The following is an 18,543-nucleotide window of genomic DNA, read 5'->3' on the forward strand; positions in this document are numbered from 1 at the left end:
TCACAGCGGCATGACGGGGTCACGCCCCAGGATGCTGTCTACTCCCCGGCATCCTGGTCCGACTGCACCCGGTGCCGCCCTTCTCGGAGCGGACTCTGTCAGCCGCACCCTCTTCGCGCCCGCCCAGCTCGGCATCGGCAGCCGCCGCGAACCGCAGCAGCTCCTGCCGCTCCTGCGGTGACGGCTCGTGCCCGGAGCCGAACGTGGCGCCTGCGGGGAGCTGGACCAGGTTGTCCTCGGCCGGGTCGCCCGACCGTGGTGCTGCGACCGCCTGGTCCCCTTCCTGCTGCCGGGCGACACCGGACACCGGTCCCTGCTCCTCCCCCAGGTTGTGCTCGAGCCACCGCTTCGCGTCGCCGTGAGGGTGCTTGCGCACACCCAGAGCCTCCGCCTCCTGGTGGCTGGCGGGCGGTTCACCGCTCTGGGAAGGGCCCGCGGGAACGTCGCTGCTCCGGTCGGTCGGCATCATCTCTCCTACCATCGACGGGGGAATCTCCCTGACCCGCAACCTACGGCACCGGCATGCTCGGCCGAGGGATGTCGGCCCGGCTGCCGCCGGGTCGTGCCTGCCCGGCACGTACGCAACGCGGGGCAGGGTGTGTTGGTCGCGCAGGCGGTGGACCTCCGCCAGTCGGTGGACGGCGGTGCGTCGGCCCCACGGCCTTGCCCGGGGCGGCACAGGCGGAGCACGCACATACCGTGCAGACTGGGCCCATGCTCAGGACCATCGCGACCACCACCGATGTCGACCGCGACCAGATGCTGGACTTCGTCCGGCCGCGCCACAACCTCGTGCTCATCACCACCAGACAGGACGGCCGACCGCAGGCGTCGCCGGTCACCGGTGGCGTGGACGACGAGGGCCGGATCGTCATCTCGACCTACCCCGAGCGGGCCAAGACCGCCAACGCGCGGCGGGACCCGACGGTGAGCGTCCTCGTGCTCTCCGACGACTTCGGGGATGCGTGGGTGCAGGTGGACGGTGAGTGCGAGGTCATCGACTGCCCCGAGTCGGTCGAGCCCCTGGTCGACTACTTCCGGGCGGTGGCCGGGGAGCACTCGGACTGGGACGAGTACCGCCAGGCCATGGTGAAGCAGGGCAAGTCCCTGCTGCGCATCACGCCCACCCGCTGGTCGCCCGTCGCGACGGGCGGTTTCCCCGCGAAGTTGGCAGTGGATGGCTGAGCGCCCTAGCTGACCGCTCGTCCTCTGACACTTCTCACTCGGCCAGACCGCAGGGGATCCTCAGCCACCCGCTCCGGGCAGCACCTCGGCCACCGTTCCGGCGTCGACCTCCCACCGGCGCGTCAGCCGCACCGTCTCCAGCATCCGCCGGTCATGCGTCACCACTAGCAACGTGCCGTCGAAGGCCTCCAGCGCCTGCTCCAACTGCTCGATCGCCGGCAGGTCGAGGTGGTTGGTCGGTTCGTCCAGGACGAGCAGGTTCACCCCGCGCGCCTGCAGCAGCGCCAGCGCCGCACGCGTCCGCTCCCCCGGCGACAGCGTCGACGCCGACCGCCCGACGTGCCCGCCGGTGAGGCCGAACTTCGCCAGCAGCGTGCGCCGGTCGGCATCGGTCCACTCCGGCAGCTCCAGGGCGAAAACCCGCGCCAGCGGCGTCTCGTCGGCGGCGTCCAGCAGACGCCGCGCCTGGTCCACCTCCCCCACGACGACCCGTGAGCCGAGCGACACCGCCCCTTCGTCCGGTGCAACCTGCCCCGTGAGCAGGGCCAGCAGTGTGGTCTTGCCCGACCCGTTCGGCCCGGTGATCGCCACCCGGTCACCGAGATCGAGCTGCAGGTCCACCGGCCCGAGCGTGAACGACCCCGTCGGTCCCGACCGGCGCACCACGGCACCCCGCGCCACCGCGACGACGTCACCCGACCGGGGCGCCTGCGCGATCGAGAACTGCAGCGACCACTCCTTGCGCGGCTCCTCGACGACGTCCAGCCGCTCGATCATCCGTTCGGTCTGATGCGCCTTGGCCGCCTGCTTCTCTGAGGTGGCGACCTGGTGGGCCCGGATGAACTTGTCCTTCTCCTGGCGCCGCGCGGACTTCTTGTTGGCGTTGCGCACCCCCTTGCTCATCCACTCGCGCTGCATCCGGGCGCGTGACTCCAGACCGCGGCGGCGCTCGGCATACTCCTCGTAGGCCTCCCGCGCGTGCCGGCGGGTGATCGAGCGCTCCTCCAGGTAGGCGTCGTAGCCGCCGCCGTAGGCCACCACCCGCTGCAGGCTGCGGTCGATCTCGACCACCGTGGTCACCGTCGCCGACAGGAAGGCGCGGTCGTGGCTGACGAGCACGACGGGCGCCTCCAGCCCGTGCACGAACTCCTCCAGCAGGTCCAGGCCCGCCGCGTCGAGGTCGTTGGTCGGCTCGTCGAGCAGGTAGCCGTCGTAGCGCGACAGGAGCAGCCCCGCCAGTCCGACCCGCGCCGCCTGCCCGCCGGAGAGTGTCCGCACCTCCCGGTCCAGGTCGACGGCCAGGCCCAGACGGGCCGCGACCTGCTCGGCCCGCTCGTCGAGGTCAGCGCCCCCGAGCGCGAGCCAGGCCTCCAGAGCGGTGGAGTATGCCGTGCCGCTCGCCTCGTCTTCCGGGTGGTCCCCCAGCTGCTGGGCGGCGGCGTCCATCCGCGCCTCCGCCTCGGCGACGCCCGTGCGGCGGGCCAGCGAGTGCCGGATCGTCTCGCCCTCGAGCGCGTCCGCCTCCTGGGTCAGCAGCCCGAGGTGCGCGGTCCTGGGTGAGACGATCACCTCCCCCGCCTCCGGGGGACGGCGGCCCGCCAGGACGTGGAGGAGGGTGGACTTCCCGGCGCCATTGGGGCCGACCAGCCCCACGACGTCACCCGGCGCAACGACGAGGTCAAGTCCGGAGAACAAGAGGGTGGCCCCATGTCCGGCAGCCACGTCGCGGGCCTGGATCGTCGCGGTCACCGGGCCATCCTCCCAGCCCGTCCGTCGGAGACCTACCTGCGCCGGCGACCGGCGCTCCGTCACGGTCATCGAGCGGGACGTGCTTCCGTCGGAGCCTGAGCCCCGACCGGGGGTATCGCAGGGGCGCCAGCCGCACGTGCTGCTGTATCGCGGCCCGGCCGAGGAGGCGGCCCATGACGCCGACCTGGCCGTCGACGCCACGGGACGCGGGTCCCGCCTGCCGACGTGGCTGACAGGGCTGGGCATCGGGTCCGTCGACGTCACGGAGGTCGACCCCCCACGGGACTGACTAGTTCTCGGTCGCCGCTTTGCGAATCGCGCGAAGGGCGTCCCGCAGTGATCTCTCCGCTTGCGCCAAGGCCCCACCTGCGGAGGCGCTCAAGGTGTCCGAGCCCTCTGGCGTGGCGACAACCGGGTCGATGATGGTGATGTCGAGCGCGATCCGGTCCGATCGGTGCCAGGTGGAGAAGATCTCCACCGGCTTCCCGTCTTGATCGAGGCTCTCCCCGGTGAGCTGAAGCACGGGCGAACCGGTGGGAACGGCGAGCCGTTCAGCCATCTCGCCGGTGACCCCGACGGCATGGATCTGTCGGGGGCCGCCGTGGACATCCACCCCGGCGTGCTCGTGCAGCCGCATATGCAGCGAGGCGTCCTCAAGGTCGCCGCTCGTCACCTTCTCGGCGACCCAACCTGGCAGCCAGGTCCGGATGTAGGCCACGGGTTCGCCGTCGAGGTAGCGAAGGCGTTCGAGGACGAGCACGTCCTTGCAGCCCAGCCGGGTCGCCTCCGCACCGCCACTGCGCACGGCATACGAAAGGACCCGCGTGTTGACCCGGGCCTTGAGCGCCCGCATCTGGGTGGACAGACCGGCTGTGCGCTGGGCGTCGCGGTGCCATTCCGCATGCGTCGCGACCACAGCACCGCGCCCCGGAGAGACCTGGATGAGCCCTTCGTCGGCCAAGGTGCGCAGCGCCTGCCGGACCACGGAGCGCGAAACGCCGAACTCGGTGGTGAGCTCCATCTCGCTCGGCAGGATCGCACCGGGTGGGATCTCGCGATTGCTAATCCGGGCCCTGAGCGAGTCGCTGACGGCCACGTGCAGGTAGGGCCGGCGTGGGGTAGGCGTCCGCACGGGCACTTCCCTCGTTTCGTCAGTCTGCCGACAGGGTGATCGGCCCTATCTTGCCTTGGCCTGTGCCGCCTCCCACACCTCGCCCCAACCCAGCGACAGCTTTGCGGCGCGCTCGGCCGCGAGCACGAGGCTCGCCTCACGGGCGATCCCCTGGCCCGCGATGTCGAAGGCGGTCCCGTGATCGACGGAGACGCGGACAACGGGCAGACCAACCGTGATGTTCACCCCGTCATCCCCGTAGACCGCCTTGAACGGCGCGTGGCCCTGGTCGTGGTAGCACACGACCAGCATGTTCCACTTCCCCTTGACTGCTTGCGGGATCACGGCGTCGGCGGGCAAGGGACCGTGGACGTTCAGTCCACGCTCCCGGGCGGCCTCCACGGCAGGCTGGAGAATGTCCGCGTCCTCGTCGCCGAACAACCTGTTCTCCCCGGCGTGCGGATTGAGGCCGGTCACCGCGATGGCCTCGTCCGGCTTGCCCATGGCCCGGGAGAAGGCAGCGACCAGCTCGATGACGTTGTCCGTCCGCTCCCGGGTGAGGTCCTCAATGGCTTGTCGGAGCGAGACGTGGGTGGTGAGGTGAAAAAGGTAGAGGTCCCCGGCCGACAGGACGAGCGAGAAGTTCTCGACGCCGAACTGCTCGGCAAGCAGCTCGGTATGCCCCGGGTACATGTGTCCCCCAGCGTGCATGGCCGCCTTGTTGAGTGGTGCGGTGACAATGCCGTCGATCTCGCCCGCCTTCGCCAGCGTGCACGCCTCGACGACGTAGCGGTAGGAGCCGTCCCCGGCATCGGGATGGATCTCGCCGAGCGGCACATGCTTCAGCGACTGGCCCGTCTGGAGCACCTCGATGGTGTTGGGATCGTTCGTGGCCTCAGCCGGCTCGGCGATGACCCGCACCGTGGCCGGGTCAAGACCGGCGTTGGAGGCTCCCCCGCGCATCGCATCCGCGTCTCCGATGACGATGACGGTGGCCTGCTCGCGCAACTCGGGGTGCAGGAGCATCGTCTTGGCGGTGATCTCGGGGCCGATGCCTGCGGCATCGCCCATGGTGAGGGCAAGTACTGGTGTGGACATGTCAATCCTCCTCGGGGTGCCGCATGGCACCGATGACGTCTGTGAGCGTGGTGGTGGACCCGAAGCCTCCGGCCTTGGTGACGACCGGCAAGCCAGCCGCCGGTCCGCCGACGATATGTCCGAGCGGCACGCCTTCGCTTGCCTGCCGGTCAATGCGGACGGCGGTGGCGCCCAGTTCGCGCAACGCAGCCTCGGCCCCGTCGCCGCCGACCAGGACAAGGGCGTCAATGCCGCCGGTCGCGGTCATACCGCCGATGGCCGCGGCCAGGCCACGGGCTATCGCGCGAGCGGCTTCGGCGGCATCGACGCCCTCCACTCGAGCTGGGCTCGGCTGGAGGATGACGACCTCCGGCTGCCGGTTGGCGATGCTTCTCCCCAGGTGCCGCATACCGGCGGGGTCTTGGAGCTGGTCCACCCTGAACTCGTGCTGCTCGTGCCGCTCGCCGAGAACTGTCCGTAGGTGGGAGATCTGGTCGAAGGACACTTCGTTGAGGGTGCTGGCGGAGACGACGACTGTGCCGCTGATGGCCTCCGGCTCTGCACTGGTAGGGTCCGGCGACCCAGCTGGACGCCATACCTCGGCAAGATAGCGAGCCCAGCCGGCGGAACCCACGCAGATGGCTCGAGGACCCAGGATCTCCACCGCCTCGGCTAGCCGCCTCAGGTCGTCGTCGGTCTCGGCGTCGACGACCAACCGGTCTGAGGATTGAGCCGCTGTCCTGAGTGCCTCCCCCAGATCGGTCGCCGTTCCACCATTGGGTACGGACTCCGCACCGGGGACCAGCTCGGCGAGCACGGCGCTGCTGACCGGGGTGACCGGGTCGAAACTGGCTGCCGACTGGTCCAGGGGCGTCCCGTTGACCAGCATCGAGCCACCCGCTACGACCCTGCCCATCTGCGGGTAGGCCGGGCAGATCACGGCGACCGCGTCAGGGTGCGTCTCGGACCACGCCGCGAGCGCACCAGCCACCTGACCGGCCACGCTGCCTCGCATCGTGGAGTCGATCTTGACGTACAGCCTGTCTGTCCCGGCCGACAGCTGCTCGGACACGGCCAGTCTGGTGCTCTCGGCCGCCTGATCGCTTGTCAGGGCGCGGGTGTCCAGGGAGCGGGAGGTCGCGACGACGCCGCTGGCGTCCTCCTGGACCGGCTCCTCGTCTGTCAGCAGCAGGTATGCCGTCCACCCAGCCTCACGGAACTGCACGACGCTGTCCGTGGCTCCGGTGAGGTCATCGGCGATGACGGCGATCCGCCTGCTGGCGCTCGATGGGTCGTTGGCCATGCGCCTAGAGCTTCGGCTCGCTGACCCCAAGGTCCATCTCGTCGAGACGGGCGATCTCCTCCTCAGAGAGCAGCCCACCTTCCCGCTTCAGCGCCCAGGAGGCCAGCAGGGGTGCCACGATGGCGCTGACGAGGACGGCGGCAGCGACCTGAGCTGTGGCGGTCTCGACATAGGGTGCGAAGGCCGGGTCGGCTGCCCCCACCACGGCGGGCGTGGCGATGGCGTTGCCGGCGGTCGTGCCTGCGGCGAAGCCCAGGCCAGACCGATAGCCCCGTCGCAGCAGGAACCGGTAGCCAAGGTAGACCAGGAACCCAGTGAACGGAGCCAGAACGAGGGCCGCCGCGATCCCGGTGGCCCCGCCCTTGACGACGGCACCCAGGTCGATCCCAGTGCCGAGGGCGAAGGCGAAGAAGGGGATCACGATGGCCGCGGTTGGCTTGACGACCTCACGCCAGTGCGGGTTCAGGTTGCCGACGATCATGCCCAGGATGAAGGGGATGACGGCCCCCAGCAGTGCCCAGAACGGGATGGAGCCGAGACCGGACGCGCCGAGGAAGAGCAGCGAGAAGAACGGCCCGTCATTCAGGGCCGAGGCGATATAGGCCCCCGGTCACGCTTGTCCCCGTAGCGTCCGGTGAAGGCGAGCCACAGGCCACCGTTGGAGTTGTCGAGCATCGCCAGCAGACCAAGGATCGACAGGCCAAAGATGCCGTCGAGCCCGACGACCCAACCGAGGGCGATGACGAGGGAGGCCGGGATGATGGACTTCATCAGCAGGACGACCCCGGCGGTCGCGAGAACCGGACCACTGGTCCTGACACTGACCTGCGTTCCCGTGGCGAAGATCAGGAGCGCGATGAGCGGAAGGGCGCTGTTGGCGAAAAGGGCGGTGGTGAAAGAGCCCAGTTCGAGGAACCCGACACCCCACGTGCCGACGATGCTGCCCAAGATCAGGGGGATGAGCATGAGCCCACCCGGGACCTTGTCCATCCACTGATAGAAGGGGAGGATCTCGCGGTCCTGTTTCTCCGGGGTGGAGGTCGGATCGGTGCCGAGGTCGGCAGGCGACTCGCGCGGGTCTTCTGGCGTCTTTGACATCAGCACTCCTGACGGCGATTGGCACGAACACCCTGTACGCACCATGAGTTCAGGGAACACCATGACGGGGCGCCCCTGAATTGTCAAGACCGCCTGTATGGACAGGTTGTCCTCATGGCCGGTCTCGGTCTTCGGTCGCTGACCACGACCTTCCGACTGGGGCCTGACCTATGCCAGAATCCCGGCAAGCACTCCGGACAGAGGTGATCGGTATGTCTCCAGGCCAGATCGGCTTCGCACTCCTGATCCTGGGGTTCTTCCTGCTCATCGGGAAAGTGATCCGGGTCAAGACGGGCTGGGTGCAGCGTCTGTTCCTGCCCAGCTCGATCATCGGGGGCGCCCTCCTGCTGCTGCTGGGCCCGCAGGTCCTCGGCCAGCTGGTCCCGGGCCTGTCCGAGGGTGGCATCTTCACCGAGGAGATGCTCACGGTCTGGGCGGCGCTGCCCGGGCTGCTCATCAGCGTGGTGTTCGCCACGATGTTCCTGGGCCAGGACCTGCCCAGTCCCAAGCGCGCGGCACGGCTCGTCGGACCGCAGCTCTCCCTGGGTGTTGCCCTGGGATCCAGCCAGTATGTCGTGGGGCTCCTGCTCGCCGCCCTCATCCTGGTCCCGGTCCTGAGCGCCAGCCCGATGACGGGCGCGCTGATCGAGATGGGCTTCGAGGGCGGCCACGGCACGGCGGCCGGCATGCGCGGGGTGATGGAGGACCTCGGCTTCGGCGAGGGCGCGGACCTGGCTGTCGGGCTGGCCACGATCGGCATCGTCGGCGGCATCGTCATCGGCATCGCCCTGATCAACTGGGGCGTGCGCACGGGCCGGACCGAGCTGCTCAAGGGGGACGTCAAGACGTCCGTCGACGAGCAGAAGGGCCTGTTCCGCAAGGACGAGCACTACCCCGCCGCGACGATGACCTCCCGTCCCGCCTCGGTCGAGCCGCTGTCCTTGCACATGGCCCTGGTGGCCGTGGCGATCCTCATCGGCTGGGCCATCCTGGAGGCGCTGCGATGGATCGAGGCACGGACCTACGCGTCGGTGATGCTCGAGGACAACACGCCGCTGGAGATCTTCGCCTACGTCCCGCTCTTCCCGCTCGCCCTCATCGGCGGCGTGATCCTGCAGGCGGTGGCGCAAGCGCTCAAGGTGGACCACATCATCGACCACCAGATGATGCTGCGGATCCAGGGCTGGGCCCTGGACTTCCTCATCATCGCCGCCATCGGCACCCTCTCGCTCACCGCCATCGGTGCCAACATCGGCGCCTTCGCCCTGCTGGCAATCGCCGGCGTCGGCGTCAACGTGGCCCTCTTCCTGTGGCTGGCTCCGCGGATCATCGGACGCTACTGGTTCGAGCGGGGCATCGGCGACTTCGGTCAGTCGATGGGCGTCACCGCCACCGGCCTGATCCTCATGCGCATCACCGACCCCGAGGCGAAGAGCCCTGCCTTCGAAGCCTTCGGCTACAAACAGCTGGTCTTCGAGCCCTTCTTCGGCGGCGGCATGGTCACCGCGCTGGCGGTGCCGATCATCTTCCTCACCGGCATCTGGCCGCTGTTCTTCGCGATGCTCGTCCTCCTCGTCATTGCCGTGGGTGTAGGACTGTTCTACTACGGCCCTCGCGCGAGGGCCGAGCGCGCCGAGACTGGCGAAGGCACGTCCGCAGTGACCACCTGAGCCGTATGGACGTGCGCGTCAGCACCCCCTCACGGCCTAGCCCCCAACATGAGGGCGGCCCGGTGCTGCGCCACCGGTGGCGGAAAAGCCTCTAGCGCCCGGGCTGTCAGCGGTCCTATCCTGGTTTCACGCGGGCCGCACCAGCCCGCCGGCGCGACACCACCCGCGGCGCCGCGTCCTCCCGCAGGAGGCGCACCGATGGCCGACCTCACCATCGACATCCCCACCGACGGCACGCTGCTGCACGCGCACGTCGACGCCGGCAAGCTGGTCCGGCTGGAGCGCGACCAGGGCGGCCTCCTGGACGACCTGACCGCCTCCACGTGGGCGAAGGTCACCGGGCAGGTCACCCAGCTGATCAAGGGCCTGCGGGGGCGGGAGCTGGCCAAGGGCATCAGCCTCTACGACATCGACGTGCGCATCGCGCAGGACTGGACCCGTTCGGTCCAACGTCGCGGTGCAGGGTCGCTGGCGCTCACGATCGTCTCGGACCGCTGCACCATCATCGCCACGTCCACCACCCCCACCGCCCTGGGCAAGTACGCCGACCCGCGCTTCTCGGTCGACTTCGGGGTGATGGTTACGGTCGTCCTGGCGGTGCCGCCGGCCCTGGCGCCGCTGCGGGTGACCGCGGTGGAGGACCTGCGCATCCTGCTCCAGCGCATCGACGCCCAGAACCTGCCCGGCGACATCGTCATGGCCGTGACCCGCACCGCGGCTGCCCTCGCCAACTTCAGCATCGAAGGCACCGCTCAACAGATGCTGGACGGTCTGGACCTGCCCGGCCAGGCGAACGCCCAACTCGGGCCGATCAACGACCAGCTCGCGTCCCTGGCTGCCAACGGCTACGCCTACCAGGAGCTGCTGGCCGGTGACCCGGCCAGCCTGGCCCGCCAGCTCGGCGCCGCCTACGGCATACCGGACGCTGCCGCCCAGCTGCGCTCCGCCGGCGCGCCGACCGACACCCAGGCCCTCCTGCTCGTCAGCCGCCGCCCCGACCGCAGCGGCGTCATCGAGGGCGAGATCGCCTGGCGCGCCGACAGTGGCGCCCCCATGGGCCGCACAACGGCGGCCATGCTGGACCGGCTCGTCTCCTCCTACCTCGCGGACGACACCCTGCGCACCCTGCGCACCAGCCTGTCCGGGAGCGCCGCCGCCACCGACCCGAGCACGTGGGCCAGGGTGCGCATGCAGCCGCTGAAGCAACTCACGGCCGCGTCGTCCTCGACCCCCGACGCCGTCGCGCAGGCCGTCGTGGCGGACACCGCAGCCCGTGCCCCGCTGGCGACCGCGGCCACCCTGCAGGTGCAACGCCCGTTCTCGCAGGCCAGCGTCTGGGACTCCACCGGCCCCGCCCCCGTCCCGCCGCCCGAGGTCGCACCCCAGAGCCTTGGGGCGGCCCAGCTGACGCAGACCCTCGGGAGCCGCGTGGCCTATGAGGACCTGATGGACCTCTTCCGGCTCGGCCCAGTGCAGTTCGAGGTCCGGTGCACCAACGCCTCCGGTATGCCGTCCGGGCGCACCACGATGATGTGGTGGGACGACGACGAGGGCGGCTGGTCCCGCCGTCGCTACCGCGTCGAGGACGTGGAGACGGACACCCCGCTGAGCGTCAGCTGCCAGCTGGCGAAGGACTGGGTATGGCGCGGCGGCACGGTCCGCGCGGTCGAGCCGGTGAACTGGAGCGGCCGGGTGACGGTCAAGCCAGCGCGTGACCTGGTCGGGCCGCTGGCCTCGGAGGCCGTGCACGCCACCGTTGTCCAGGCCGACGGCTCGCACCGGACCGTCAGCCTGCGCACGCTGGAGGAGGCGGGCGTGGTCTCCGGCGTCCGCCAAGGCGAGGACCGCTCCATCATCGTGGTCGGCGGGCGCGCCGGGGACAAGGTCTCGCTCAACCCCCAACCGCTGCCGCCCAAGGAGCCCGCGCTGCGCAACCGCCTGCTCGGTCGCGCCGGCGGCCTCGTCGACAAGGTCTCGCTCAACCCCCAGCCGCTGCCGCCCAAGGGGCGCACCCTCGGCAAGCGGCTACTCGGCGGCCTCACAGACAAGGTCGTCCACCGGGCCGACTCCGTCAGGGCGGTAGTGCGCGAGGCCGCCCCCACCCAGAAGAGCCCTGACCTAGTCACGCGGCTGGACGACTTCGGCACCTTGGGCATGTGGCAGCTCGACCTCGGGGACATCACCGTGCCCGACGTCACGAACCCCACGGGCCACGGCACGGTGCGCGGCATCGACTTCCGCGTCCGCGCCGACGGCACCGGCTGACGTCGGCGACCTAGTCCATCTTCAGCTCGCCCATCTCCTCCCAGCCGTCCCCGTCCACCTGGCGAGAGACGATCTTGGGAGTGCTGGTGATGTGCGGGCGCATGGCGTCGATGCCCTGCTGGAAGTGGGGGCTTTGCACGTGCGCGGCAGCACCCTCGTCGGTGAACGCCTCGACGAGGACGAACTCGTTCGGGTCCTCCACGCTGCGCGACCACTCGAAGAAGATGTTGCCCTCCTCGGCGCGGCAGGCGGACGTGTAGTCGGCCACGATGTCTATCCAGCGGTCGGCCGACTCGGGCTTGACGGGGAACTTCACGACGATCAGGTACATGACCGGCATCCTCCACAGGCTCCTGCACCCCCGTCAAGGCAGCCCGCCGGGTCGAGTCTCCTGGCCCGTCCGGGCGCCACCCGCCAGTCTGGCCCCGCGCGACTTCCACCCGGCCGAAGCAGGCGCAGGTGGGGCGCTCTTTGCCGGCACCAAGCACCGCCGTGTGGCTGAACGCCGTACTCTGGCACGGTGAGCGGGCAGCAGCCCTACCGCACCTCGCCGGTGCACCCGGCCCTTGCGCCCTTCGTCACCTCGCTGGTGGCGTATGACGTGGCCATGGGCCCACCGGGAGTGCACCGCGGGCTGCCCTCGACCTCGCTCACCCTCGTCCTGCCGGTCGATGAACCCATTGACGTCAGCTGGGCGGAGGGTTCATCCCGGGCACGTCGCTGGTCGGTCGTCTCCGGGCTGCACGCCGCGCCGGCGGCGATCCGTCACGACGGCCACCAGAGCGGCGTGCAGCTCGCTCTCACCCCCGCCGGGGCCCGGGCGCTGCTCGGCATGCCCGCTGCCGCCCTCGGTGCTGCCCTGCTGCAGCTGGACGAGCTTGACCCGCCCGGAGCGACCGACCGCCAGCTCCGTCACCTCCCCGAGCAGCTGCACGACACCGCTGACTGGTCCGACCGGCTCAGGCTGGTCCAGGACGCCCTCGTCGGCGCCATGGCGCAGCGGCCCGCAGCTCGACCCAGGAGCGAGGTCGCCCAGGCCCTGTCCCGGCTCGCCAGCGGGCAGAGCGTTGCCGCCGTGGCGGCCGAGGTCGGCTGGAGCCGCCGCCACCTGACGACCCAGGTCAGCGCCGAGCTCGGGCTGTCCCCGAAGGTCTACCAGCGGGTCGCCCGGTTCCAGACCGCGCACCAGCTGTTGCTGACGCTCGCCCGCGCCGGGCGCCCGAGCCTGGCCGAGGTGGCCGCGGACACCGGCTATGCCGACCAGGCCCACCTGACCCGGGAGTGGGTCGAGCTGGCCGGCTGCTCCCCGGCCCGGTGGCTGCGGGAGGAGTTCCCATACGTTCAAGACTCCCCCGTGGCCGGCGACGACGATGGCGCTGACGGCGCGGACCACCCGCGTCGAGCACCCAAGACGGAAGGACACTGACGATGAGCGTAGGTATGTGGTGCAGCATGGCGTTCCGCGACGCCGAGGTGATGATGGGCTGGCTGAGGGCAGTCGGTTTCCAGGAGCGGGCGGTCTACCGCGACGACGCGGACCCCCGCACCGTGGTCCACGCCGAGCTGGTCTGGCCCCGGGGCGGCGGCGTGATGTGCTCCACCTTCGTCGACCGCCCCGACTGGCCCGTGCAGCCGGGCACGGCCGCGGCCTATCTCGTCTGCGAGGACTGCGACGAGATCTTCGAGCGCGCGGTCGCGGCCGGCGCCAGCGTGCTGCGGGAGCCGGAGGACCAGGACTACGGCGGCCGTGCGGCCGCCGTCCGGGACCCGGAGGGCAACGTCTGGTCGATGGGCACCTACCCCGGCGAGTGACACCGCGGGGCCGGCCCGTGGCAGCCGGGAAGCAGGGCTAAGATCCGGCCATGACGCAGCGTCCACGCATCCTCGTGGTCCAACCCGAGGACGTCTGCCCCCTCGGGATGTTCGGGACCTGGCTGGACCGTGCAGGGGTCGACTGCGACGTCCTGGCGGTGCAGGAGGGGCGGGCCCTGCCGGTCACCCTCGGGGACCATGCCGGGCTCATCGTCATGGGTGGCCGGATGGGCGCCAACGACGGAGCCGACCAGCGTTGGATGGTCCCGACCATGGGGCTCATCGTCGCCACCGTCGCCGCCGGCTCCCCCTTCCTGGGGATCTGCCTTGGGCACCAGCTGGCGACGGTCGCGTTGGGCGGGGAGGTGACCGTCAACCCGGGCGGACCCACCATCGGCCTGCGTCCCTGGCGCCCCACCTCCTACGGCACTACCGACCTGCTCACCGGCGTCCTGGCAGGCGGCACACCGGTCCTGCACCACAACAACGACATCGCCGCCCGGCTGCCCGACGGGGTGACCAGCCTGGGCCATGCGCCGGACGGCTCCGTGCAGGCGGCCCGGTTCGGCCCCCGGGCCTGGGGCGTGCAGTTCCACCCCGAGGTGAACGCCACGATCGTGGGCGGCTGGGCGCGCGACCCGGCCGAGGCCACCTCCCACCAGGCGACCCGTGAGCTGCAGGCCCAGCAGGACCAGCTGCACCGGGCCTGGGAGCCGCTGGCCACCCGGTTCGCGGCCCTCGTCGGCGTCTGAGCGGCGAGCTGCCACCTCGACCCGCCGCAGGCCGACCCGCCGCCTCGACCCGTCAGCCGGCGCGGACCACCAGCACCGGGCAGGGCGCGGTGCGCATCATCCGCTGGCTGACCGACCCGAGCAGACGTCCGCGCAGCCCGCCCAGCCCGCGACTGCCGACGACCAGGACGTCCCACTGCTCAGCAAGGTCGCGCAGAGTCATCACCACCGGACCACGGGCGACCTCCACGTCCACCTCGACGCCGGGGTAGGTGTCCCGCACCGGGGCGAGGACCTCCTCGACGAGCGCGCGCCGGTCCGCCTCCAGCTGCGCCCACTCCCGCGAGCCCGGCTCGGTGAGGACGAAGCCGTTGACGATCTCGAGATACCAGGTGTTGACCGCAGTGACCCTGGCGCCGGTCAGCTCGGCGAGCGCCATGGCGGCCCGGACGGCCCTGCGGCTGTCGGCGCTGCCGTCCACCGCAACCCCGATGCGGCCATGCTCCAGGGCGTCGAGGTCGACACCGGGGTTGATGACCACCACCGGGCATTGGGCATGCGCGGCGACCCCCAGCGAGGTGCTGCCCAGGATGAACTCCTCGATCGCCCCCTTGGCATCGGTCCCCACCACGATGACGGCCGCCTCGTCCTGGTGCGCCAGCAGCGCCGAGACCGGGCTGCCCCGGACCGCGTCGACGCGGGCGGAGATCTCCAGCTCCTGGGCCAGTGTCGCGACCCGCTCCTGCAGCTCGCGCAGCATCTCCTCCTCGGCCTCCAGGACGACGCTCACCGCCATGATCTCGGCCCCGGCCATCCGGGCGGCCACCGCCTCCGGCTCGCTCGCGTGCACGACCACCAGGGAGGTCCCCGTGCGCGCCGCGGTCCGGGCCGCCCAGAGCAGCGCGCGATCCCCCTGGCCGGCGCCGGCCACCCCCACGACGATCGGGCTCGTGAGCCTGCGTGTCACCGTGACCACCTCCATGTGGGATCCGTAGACCCATCCTATCGACGGCCTTCCGTAGACTCGGGGGGACGTCCGATCTCGCCGAGGCAAGGAAGACACCACCTGATGTCCACGATCATTTACACCAAGACCGACGAGGCACCGCTGCTCGCGACCTACTCGCTGAAGCCGATCATCGAGGCCTTTGCCGGCGCCGCGGGGATCGAGGTGCAGACGCGGGACATCTCCCTCGCCGGCCGGATCCTGGCCCAGTTCGCCGACCGCCTGCCCGCCGAGCAGCAGGTCCCAGACGCGCTGACCGAGCTGGGTCAGCTGGCCACCACGCCGGAGGCCAACATCATCAAGCTGCCGAACATCTCGGCCTCCGTGCCGCAGCTCAAGGCCGCGATCGCCGAGCTGCAGGAGCAGGGCTACGACCTGCCGGCATACCCCGAGAGCCCTCAGTCCGAGGAGGAGCGGGACGTGCGCGCCCGCTACGCCAAGGTCATGGGCTCGGCGGTCAACCCGGTGCTGCGTGAGGGCAACTCCGACCGGCGCGCCCCCGACGCGGTGAAGAACTACGCCCGCAGCCACCCGCACTCGATGGGCGCGTGGTCGGCGGACAGCCGCACCCGGGTGGCGACGATGACCGAGCGCGACTTTGCCCACAACGAGCAGTCCGTGGTGATCGAGCAGCAGGACACCCTGACCATCCAGCACGTCGCCGCCGACGGCACGGTCAGCGTGCTCAAGGAGTCGGTGCCGGTCCTGGCCGGTGAGGTCATCGACGCGACCTTCATGGACGTCGCCGCCTTGCGCACCTTCCTGGCCGAGCAGGTCCAGGCCGCCGCGACCGAGGACGTGCTCTTCAGCCTGCACCTGAAGGCCACCATGATGAAGGTCTCGGACCCGATTATCTTCGGCCACGCCGTGGAGACCTTCTTCGCCGACGTGTTCGGGCAGTATGGCGAGCAGCTTGCCGCGGCTGGCCTGTCCGCCAGCGGCGGCCTGGGCGGGATCCTGTCCGGCCTGGACGCCGTCGGCGAGCAAGCCGGGACGATCCGCGAGGCCATCGAGCAGCGGCTGGCGCAGTTGCCCCGGCTGTCGATGGTCAACTCCGACAAGGGCATCAGCAACCTGCACGTGCCCAGCGACGTGATCGTGGACGCGTCCATGCCGGCGATGATCCGCAACGGCGGCAAGGTGTGGGGCCCGCAGGGTGAGGAGGACGACACCATCGCGGTGATCCCCGACTCCTCCTACGCCGGCGTCTACCAGGTGGTCATCGAGGACTGCAAGGAGCACGGCGCCTACGACCCGACGACGATGGGCTCGGTGCCCAACGTGGGCCTGATGGCGCAGAAGGCCGAGGAGTACGGCTCGCACGACAAGACCTTCGAGATCGCCGCCGACGGCGCCGTCCAGGTCGTCGACTCATCCGGGACTGTGCTGATGGAGCACCAGGTGAGCGCCGGGGACATCTGGCGCGCCTGCCAGACCAAGGACGAGCCGATCCGTGACTGGGTCAAGCTGGCCGTCACCAGGGCCCGCGCCACCGGCGACCCGGCCGTCTTCTGGCTGGACCGCGAGCGCGCCCACGACGCCAACCTCATCGCCAAGGTCGAGACCTATCTGGCCGACCACGACACCGAGGGGCTGGACCTGCAGATCCTCTCCCCCGTCGAAGCCACCCGGCTCTCGGTGGAGCGCATCCGTCAGGGACTGAACACCATCTCGGTCACCGGCAACGTGCTGCGCGACTACAACACCGACCTGTTCCCGATCCTGGAGGTCGGCACCAGCGCCAAGATGCTCTCGGTGGTGCCGCTGATGAACGGCGGCGGCCTGTTCGAGACCGGCGCCGGCGGCTCGGCGCCCAAGCACGTGCAGCAGCTGCAGTCAGAGAATTACCTGCGCTGGGACAGCCTGGGCGAGTTCCTCGCCCTGGCCGAGTCGCTGCGACACCTGGCCGACCGCCAGGGCAACGAGCGCGCCACTGTGCTCGGCGACGCCCTGGACCGGGCCACCGAGAGGGTGCTGTCGGAAGGCCGCAGCCCGGCCCGGCGGCTGGGCCAGATCGACAACCGCGGCAGCCACTTCTACCTGGCCCTCTACTGGGCCCAGGAGCTGGCCGGGCAGGGCCAGGACGCCGCCCTGGCCCAGTTCTTCAGCCCCGTCGCGGAGCAGCTGTCCGCCCAGGCGGAGTCGATCGCCCAGGAGCTGATCGACGCCCAGGGCAGCCCGGTCGACCTGGGTGGCTACTACCACCCCGACGACGAGCTGACCTTCGCCGCCATGCGCCCCTCGGCCACCTTCAACTCCATCATCGACGGCCTGGTTGGCCAGCGCGCCTGACCCGGGCCCCGCGCCCGACCACGAGCCAGGTGGGCGCGGGGCACGGCATACCGTCGCGCTCTGGCTCGTCGTGCTCGCGGTGGTGCTGATCTCGCTCAACCTGCGCCCGGGCGCGTCCTCGGTCGGCCCCGTCCTCGACGAGGTGCGCCAGGGGCTGGGGATGAGCAGCACCACCGCTGGCCTGCTCACGGCGCTGCCCGGCTTCGCCTTCGGCGCCATCGGCGCGCTCGCCGTGGGCCTGTCCCGCCGAGTCGGGATGACCATGGGCATCTGCCTGGGGCTGGTCGCGATCGTCGCCGGGCTCCTCCTGCGGGTCACCTCCGGCTCCACCGTCGTCTTCCTGCTGCTCTCGACGGTGGCGCTCGCGGGGATGGCCATCGGCAACGTCCTGGTCCCCGCCTGGGTCAAGCGGCACAGCAAGGACGGCGGGGTGCGGCTGATGAGCCTCTACGGCGCCGGGCTGATCCTGGGCGGCGCGGTCGGCTCCGCGCTCGCGGCTCCACTCACCGCGGCACCCGGTGGCTGGCGCACGGCGTTGGGCGCGTATGGCCTGCTGGCCAGCCTGGCGCTGCTGCCCTGGGTGGTTCTGGCGCGGCGTGAGCTGCGCGCCTCCCGCGGCCAGCCACCCCAGTTCTTCCCGCCGAACGCCCGGCTGACCGGCTCCCCCACGGCCCTGGCGCTGACCCTGCTCTTCGGCGTCCAGTCGATGAACGCCTACGTGCAGTTCGGCTGGCTGCCGCAGATCTACCGTGACGCCGGTCTGTCCGCGGTCCACGCCGGGGCGCTGCTGTCCCTGCTGACCCTGCTGGGGGTGATCGGCGGGCTGACCATGCCCACGGTCATCGACCGGGCGACCACCCTGGCCCCCCACATCACCATCATGGGGGCGCTGCTGGTCGGCGGGTATGCCGGCCTGCTGGTGGCCCCGGCGACCCTGCCCTGGCTCTGGGCCAGCATGCTGGGGCTGTCCGGCTTCGCGTTCCCGATGGCGATCGGGCTGATCACCGCCCGCACCCGCGACCCGAACGTGACCGCGCAGCTGTCCGGCTTCGTGCAGCCGGTGGGCTATGTCCTGGCCGGACTGGGGCCGCTGGTGGTCGGGGCGATCTACGGAGTGGCCGGGGACTGGACGCTGGTCCTGGCGCTGCTGATGGCCAGTGGCGTGGTCATGGTGCTGGCCGGTCTGCGGGTGGCCCGCCACGTCTACGTCGACGACGAGCTGGCCCGCTGAGACGGGCGGCCGA

General features: G+C 70.8%; 16 protein-coding genes and 1 pseudogene. 9 read left to right on the plus strand and 8 right to left on the minus strand.

Annotated elements, in window-relative coordinates:
* Positions 1 to 19 precede the first annotated feature (19 nt).
* Positions 20 to 376 (minus strand): hypothetical protein, encoded by a 357-nt coding sequence (locus FY030_RS11540; protein WP_158061634.1) that lies wholly within the window; start codon positions 374 to 376, stop codon positions 20 to 22.
* A 338-nt stretch (positions 377 to 714) separates the two neighbouring features.
* On the opposite strand from FY030_RS11540, the gene FY030_RS11545 reads away from it, so the two are divergent.
* Complete coding sequence (locus FY030_RS11545; protein ID WP_158061635.1) at positions 715 to 1,185, plus strand: PPOX class F420-dependent oxidoreductase; 471 nt, start codon at positions 715 to 717, stop codon at positions 1,183 to 1,185.
* A 60-nt stretch (positions 1,186 to 1,245) separates the two neighbouring features.
* Here the strand turns inward: FY030_RS11545 and FY030_RS11550 are convergent, their stop codons facing one another.
* Positions 1,246 to 2,934 carry an ABC-F family ATP-binding cassette domain-containing protein gene (locus FY030_RS11550; RefSeq protein ID WP_158061636.1) on the minus strand — a complete coding sequence of 563 codons (1,689 nt, stop codon included), beginning with the start codon at positions 2,932 to 2,934 and terminating at the stop codon, positions 1,246 to 1,248.
* A 136-nt stretch (positions 2,935 to 3,070) separates the two neighbouring features.
* On the opposite strand from FY030_RS11550, the gene FY030_RS16415 reads away from it, so the two are divergent.
* The gene (locus tag FY030_RS16415) at positions 3,071 to 3,223 is read left to right on the plus strand and encodes a hypothetical protein (protein ID WP_192498582.1); all 153 of its coding nucleotides are present in this window, start codon (positions 3,071 to 3,073) and stop codon (positions 3,221 to 3,223) included.
* On the opposite strand, the gene FY030_RS11560 is transcribed toward FY030_RS16415, so the two are convergent.
* The 4 genes and pseudogenes from FY030_RS11560 to FY030_RS17360 form a co-directional block, all read right to left on the minus strand.
* Entirely contained in the window at positions 3,224 to 4,030 is an 807-nt protein-coding gene (locus tag FY030_RS11560; RefSeq protein ID WP_192498583.1) for a GntR family transcriptional regulator, read from the minus strand.
* Between the two features lie 81 nt (positions 4,031 to 4,111).
* Complete coding sequence (pdxA, locus tag FY030_RS11565) at positions 4,112 to 5,143, minus strand: 4-hydroxythreonine-4-phosphate dehydrogenase PdxA (protein ID WP_158061639.1); 1,032 nt, start codon at positions 5,141 to 5,143, stop codon at positions 4,112 to 4,114.
* A 1-nt stretch (position 5,144) separates the two neighbouring features.
* Entirely contained in the window at positions 5,145 to 6,425 is a 1,281-nt protein-coding gene (locus tag FY030_RS11570) for a four-carbon acid sugar kinase family protein (protein ID WP_158061640.1), read from the minus strand.
* A 4-nt stretch (positions 6,426 to 6,429) separates the two neighbouring features.
* Positions 6,430 to 7,586 (minus strand): annotated as a pseudogene (locus tag FY030_RS17360) (2-keto-3-deoxygluconate permease).
* Positions 7,587 to 7,735: 149 nt separating this feature from the next.
* Here FY030_RS17360 and FY030_RS11580 point away from each other — a divergent pair.
* Together FY030_RS11580 and FY030_RS11585 are read left to right on the plus strand one after the other, a co-directional pair.
* A complete protein-coding gene (locus tag FY030_RS11580; RefSeq protein ID WP_158061641.1) occupies positions 7,736 to 9,193 on the plus strand; it encodes a sodium/glutamate symporter in 1,458 nt (485 codons plus the stop codon).
* A 198-nt stretch (positions 9,194 to 9,391) separates the two neighbouring features.
* The gene (locus FY030_RS11585; protein WP_158061642.1) at positions 9,392 to 11,458 is read left to right on the plus strand and encodes a hypothetical protein; all 2,067 of its coding nucleotides are present in this window, start codon (positions 9,392 to 9,394) and stop codon (positions 11,456 to 11,458) included.
* Positions 11,459 to 11,468: 10 nt separating this feature from the next.
* Here FY030_RS11585 and FY030_RS11590 read toward each other — a convergent pair whose 3' ends face one another.
* The gene (locus tag FY030_RS11590; RefSeq protein WP_158061643.1) at positions 11,469 to 11,789 is read right to left on the minus strand and encodes a putative quinol monooxygenase; all 321 of its coding nucleotides are present in this window, start codon (positions 11,787 to 11,789) and stop codon (positions 11,469 to 11,471) included.
* A 189-nt stretch (positions 11,790 to 11,978) separates the two neighbouring features.
* Between FY030_RS11590 and FY030_RS11595 the strand changes: the two genes are divergently transcribed.
* From FY030_RS11595 to FY030_RS11605, 3 genes are read left to right on the plus strand one after another with little or no spacing between them, the layout of a single operon-like run.
* Positions 11,979 to 12,884: a helix-turn-helix domain-containing protein gene (locus tag FY030_RS11595; RefSeq protein ID WP_238348255.1), complete on the plus strand. Its 906-nt coding sequence runs from the start codon at positions 11,979 to 11,981 to the stop codon at positions 12,882 to 12,884.
* Between the two features lie 2 nt (positions 12,885 to 12,886).
* Positions 12,887 to 13,270: a VOC family protein gene (locus tag FY030_RS11600; protein WP_158061644.1), complete on the plus strand. Its 384-nt coding sequence runs from the start codon at positions 12,887 to 12,889 to the stop codon at positions 13,268 to 13,270.
* A gap of 50 nt (positions 13,271 to 13,320) precedes the next feature.
* A complete protein-coding gene (locus tag FY030_RS11605) occupies positions 13,321 to 14,022 on the plus strand; it encodes a type 1 glutamine amidotransferase (RefSeq protein ID WP_158061645.1) in 702 nt (233 codons plus the stop codon).
* 52 nt (positions 14,023 to 14,074) lie between these two features.
* Here the strand turns inward: FY030_RS11605 and FY030_RS11610 are convergent, their stop codons facing one another.
* Positions 14,075 to 14,968, minus strand: coding sequence for a universal stress protein (locus FY030_RS11610; protein ID WP_192498584.1), 894 nt, complete (start codon positions 14,966 to 14,968; stop codon positions 14,075 to 14,077).
* A gap of 102 nt (positions 14,969 to 15,070) precedes the next feature.
* Between FY030_RS11610 and FY030_RS11615 the strand changes: the two genes are divergently transcribed.
* Both FY030_RS11615 and FY030_RS11620 read left to right on the plus strand, forming a co-directional pair.
* Positions 15,071 to 17,299, plus strand: coding sequence for an NADP-dependent isocitrate dehydrogenase (locus FY030_RS11615; RefSeq protein ID WP_158061647.1), 2,229 nt, complete (start codon positions 15,071 to 15,073; stop codon positions 17,297 to 17,299).
* A complete protein-coding gene (locus FY030_RS11620; RefSeq protein WP_158061648.1) occupies positions 17,283 to 18,530 on the plus strand; it encodes an MFS transporter in 1,248 nt (415 codons plus the stop codon). Before FY030_RS11615 ends, FY030_RS11620 begins: the two co-directional genes overlap by 17 nt.
* Positions 18,531 to 18,543 lie beyond the last annotated feature (13 nt).

It is taken from the genome of Ornithinimicrobium pratense (assembly GCF_008843165.1).
Taxonomy (GTDB): Bacteria; Actinomycetota; Actinomycetes; order Actinomycetales; family Dermatophilaceae; genus Ornithinicoccus; species Ornithinicoccus pratensis.

Coding starts and splice junctions, on each gene's coding strand:
- FY030_RS11545 (WP_158061635.1), top strand. CDS start 715: ATGCTCAGGACCATCGCGACCACCACCGATGTCGACCGCGACCAGATG.
- FY030_RS11615 (WP_158061647.1), top strand. CDS start 15,071: ATGTCCACGATCATTTACACCAAGACCGACGAGGCACCGCTGCTCGCG.
- FY030_RS11590 (WP_158061643.1), bottom strand. CDS start 11,789: ATGTACCTGATCGTCGTGAAGTTCCCCGTCAAGCCCGAGTCGGCCGAC.
- FY030_RS11570 (WP_158061640.1), bottom strand. CDS start 6,425: ATGGCCAACGACCCATCGAGCGCCAGCAGGCGGATCGCCGTCATCGCC.
- pdxA (WP_158061639.1), bottom strand. CDS start 5,143: ATGTCCACACCAGTACTTGCCCTCACCATGGGCGATGCCGCAGGCATC.
- FY030_RS11600 (WP_158061644.1), top strand. CDS start 12,887: ATGAGCGTAGGTATGTGGTGCAGCATGGCGTTCCGCGACGCCGAGGTG.
- FY030_RS11605 (WP_158061645.1), top strand. CDS start 13,321: ATGACGCAGCGTCCACGCATCCTCGTGGTCCAACCCGAGGACGTCTGC.
- FY030_RS11585 (WP_158061642.1), top strand. CDS start 9,392: ATGGCCGACCTCACCATCGACATCCCCACCGACGGCACGCTGCTGCAC.
- FY030_RS11580 (WP_158061641.1), top strand. CDS start 7,736: ATGTCTCCAGGCCAGATCGGCTTCGCACTCCTGATCCTGGGGTTCTTC.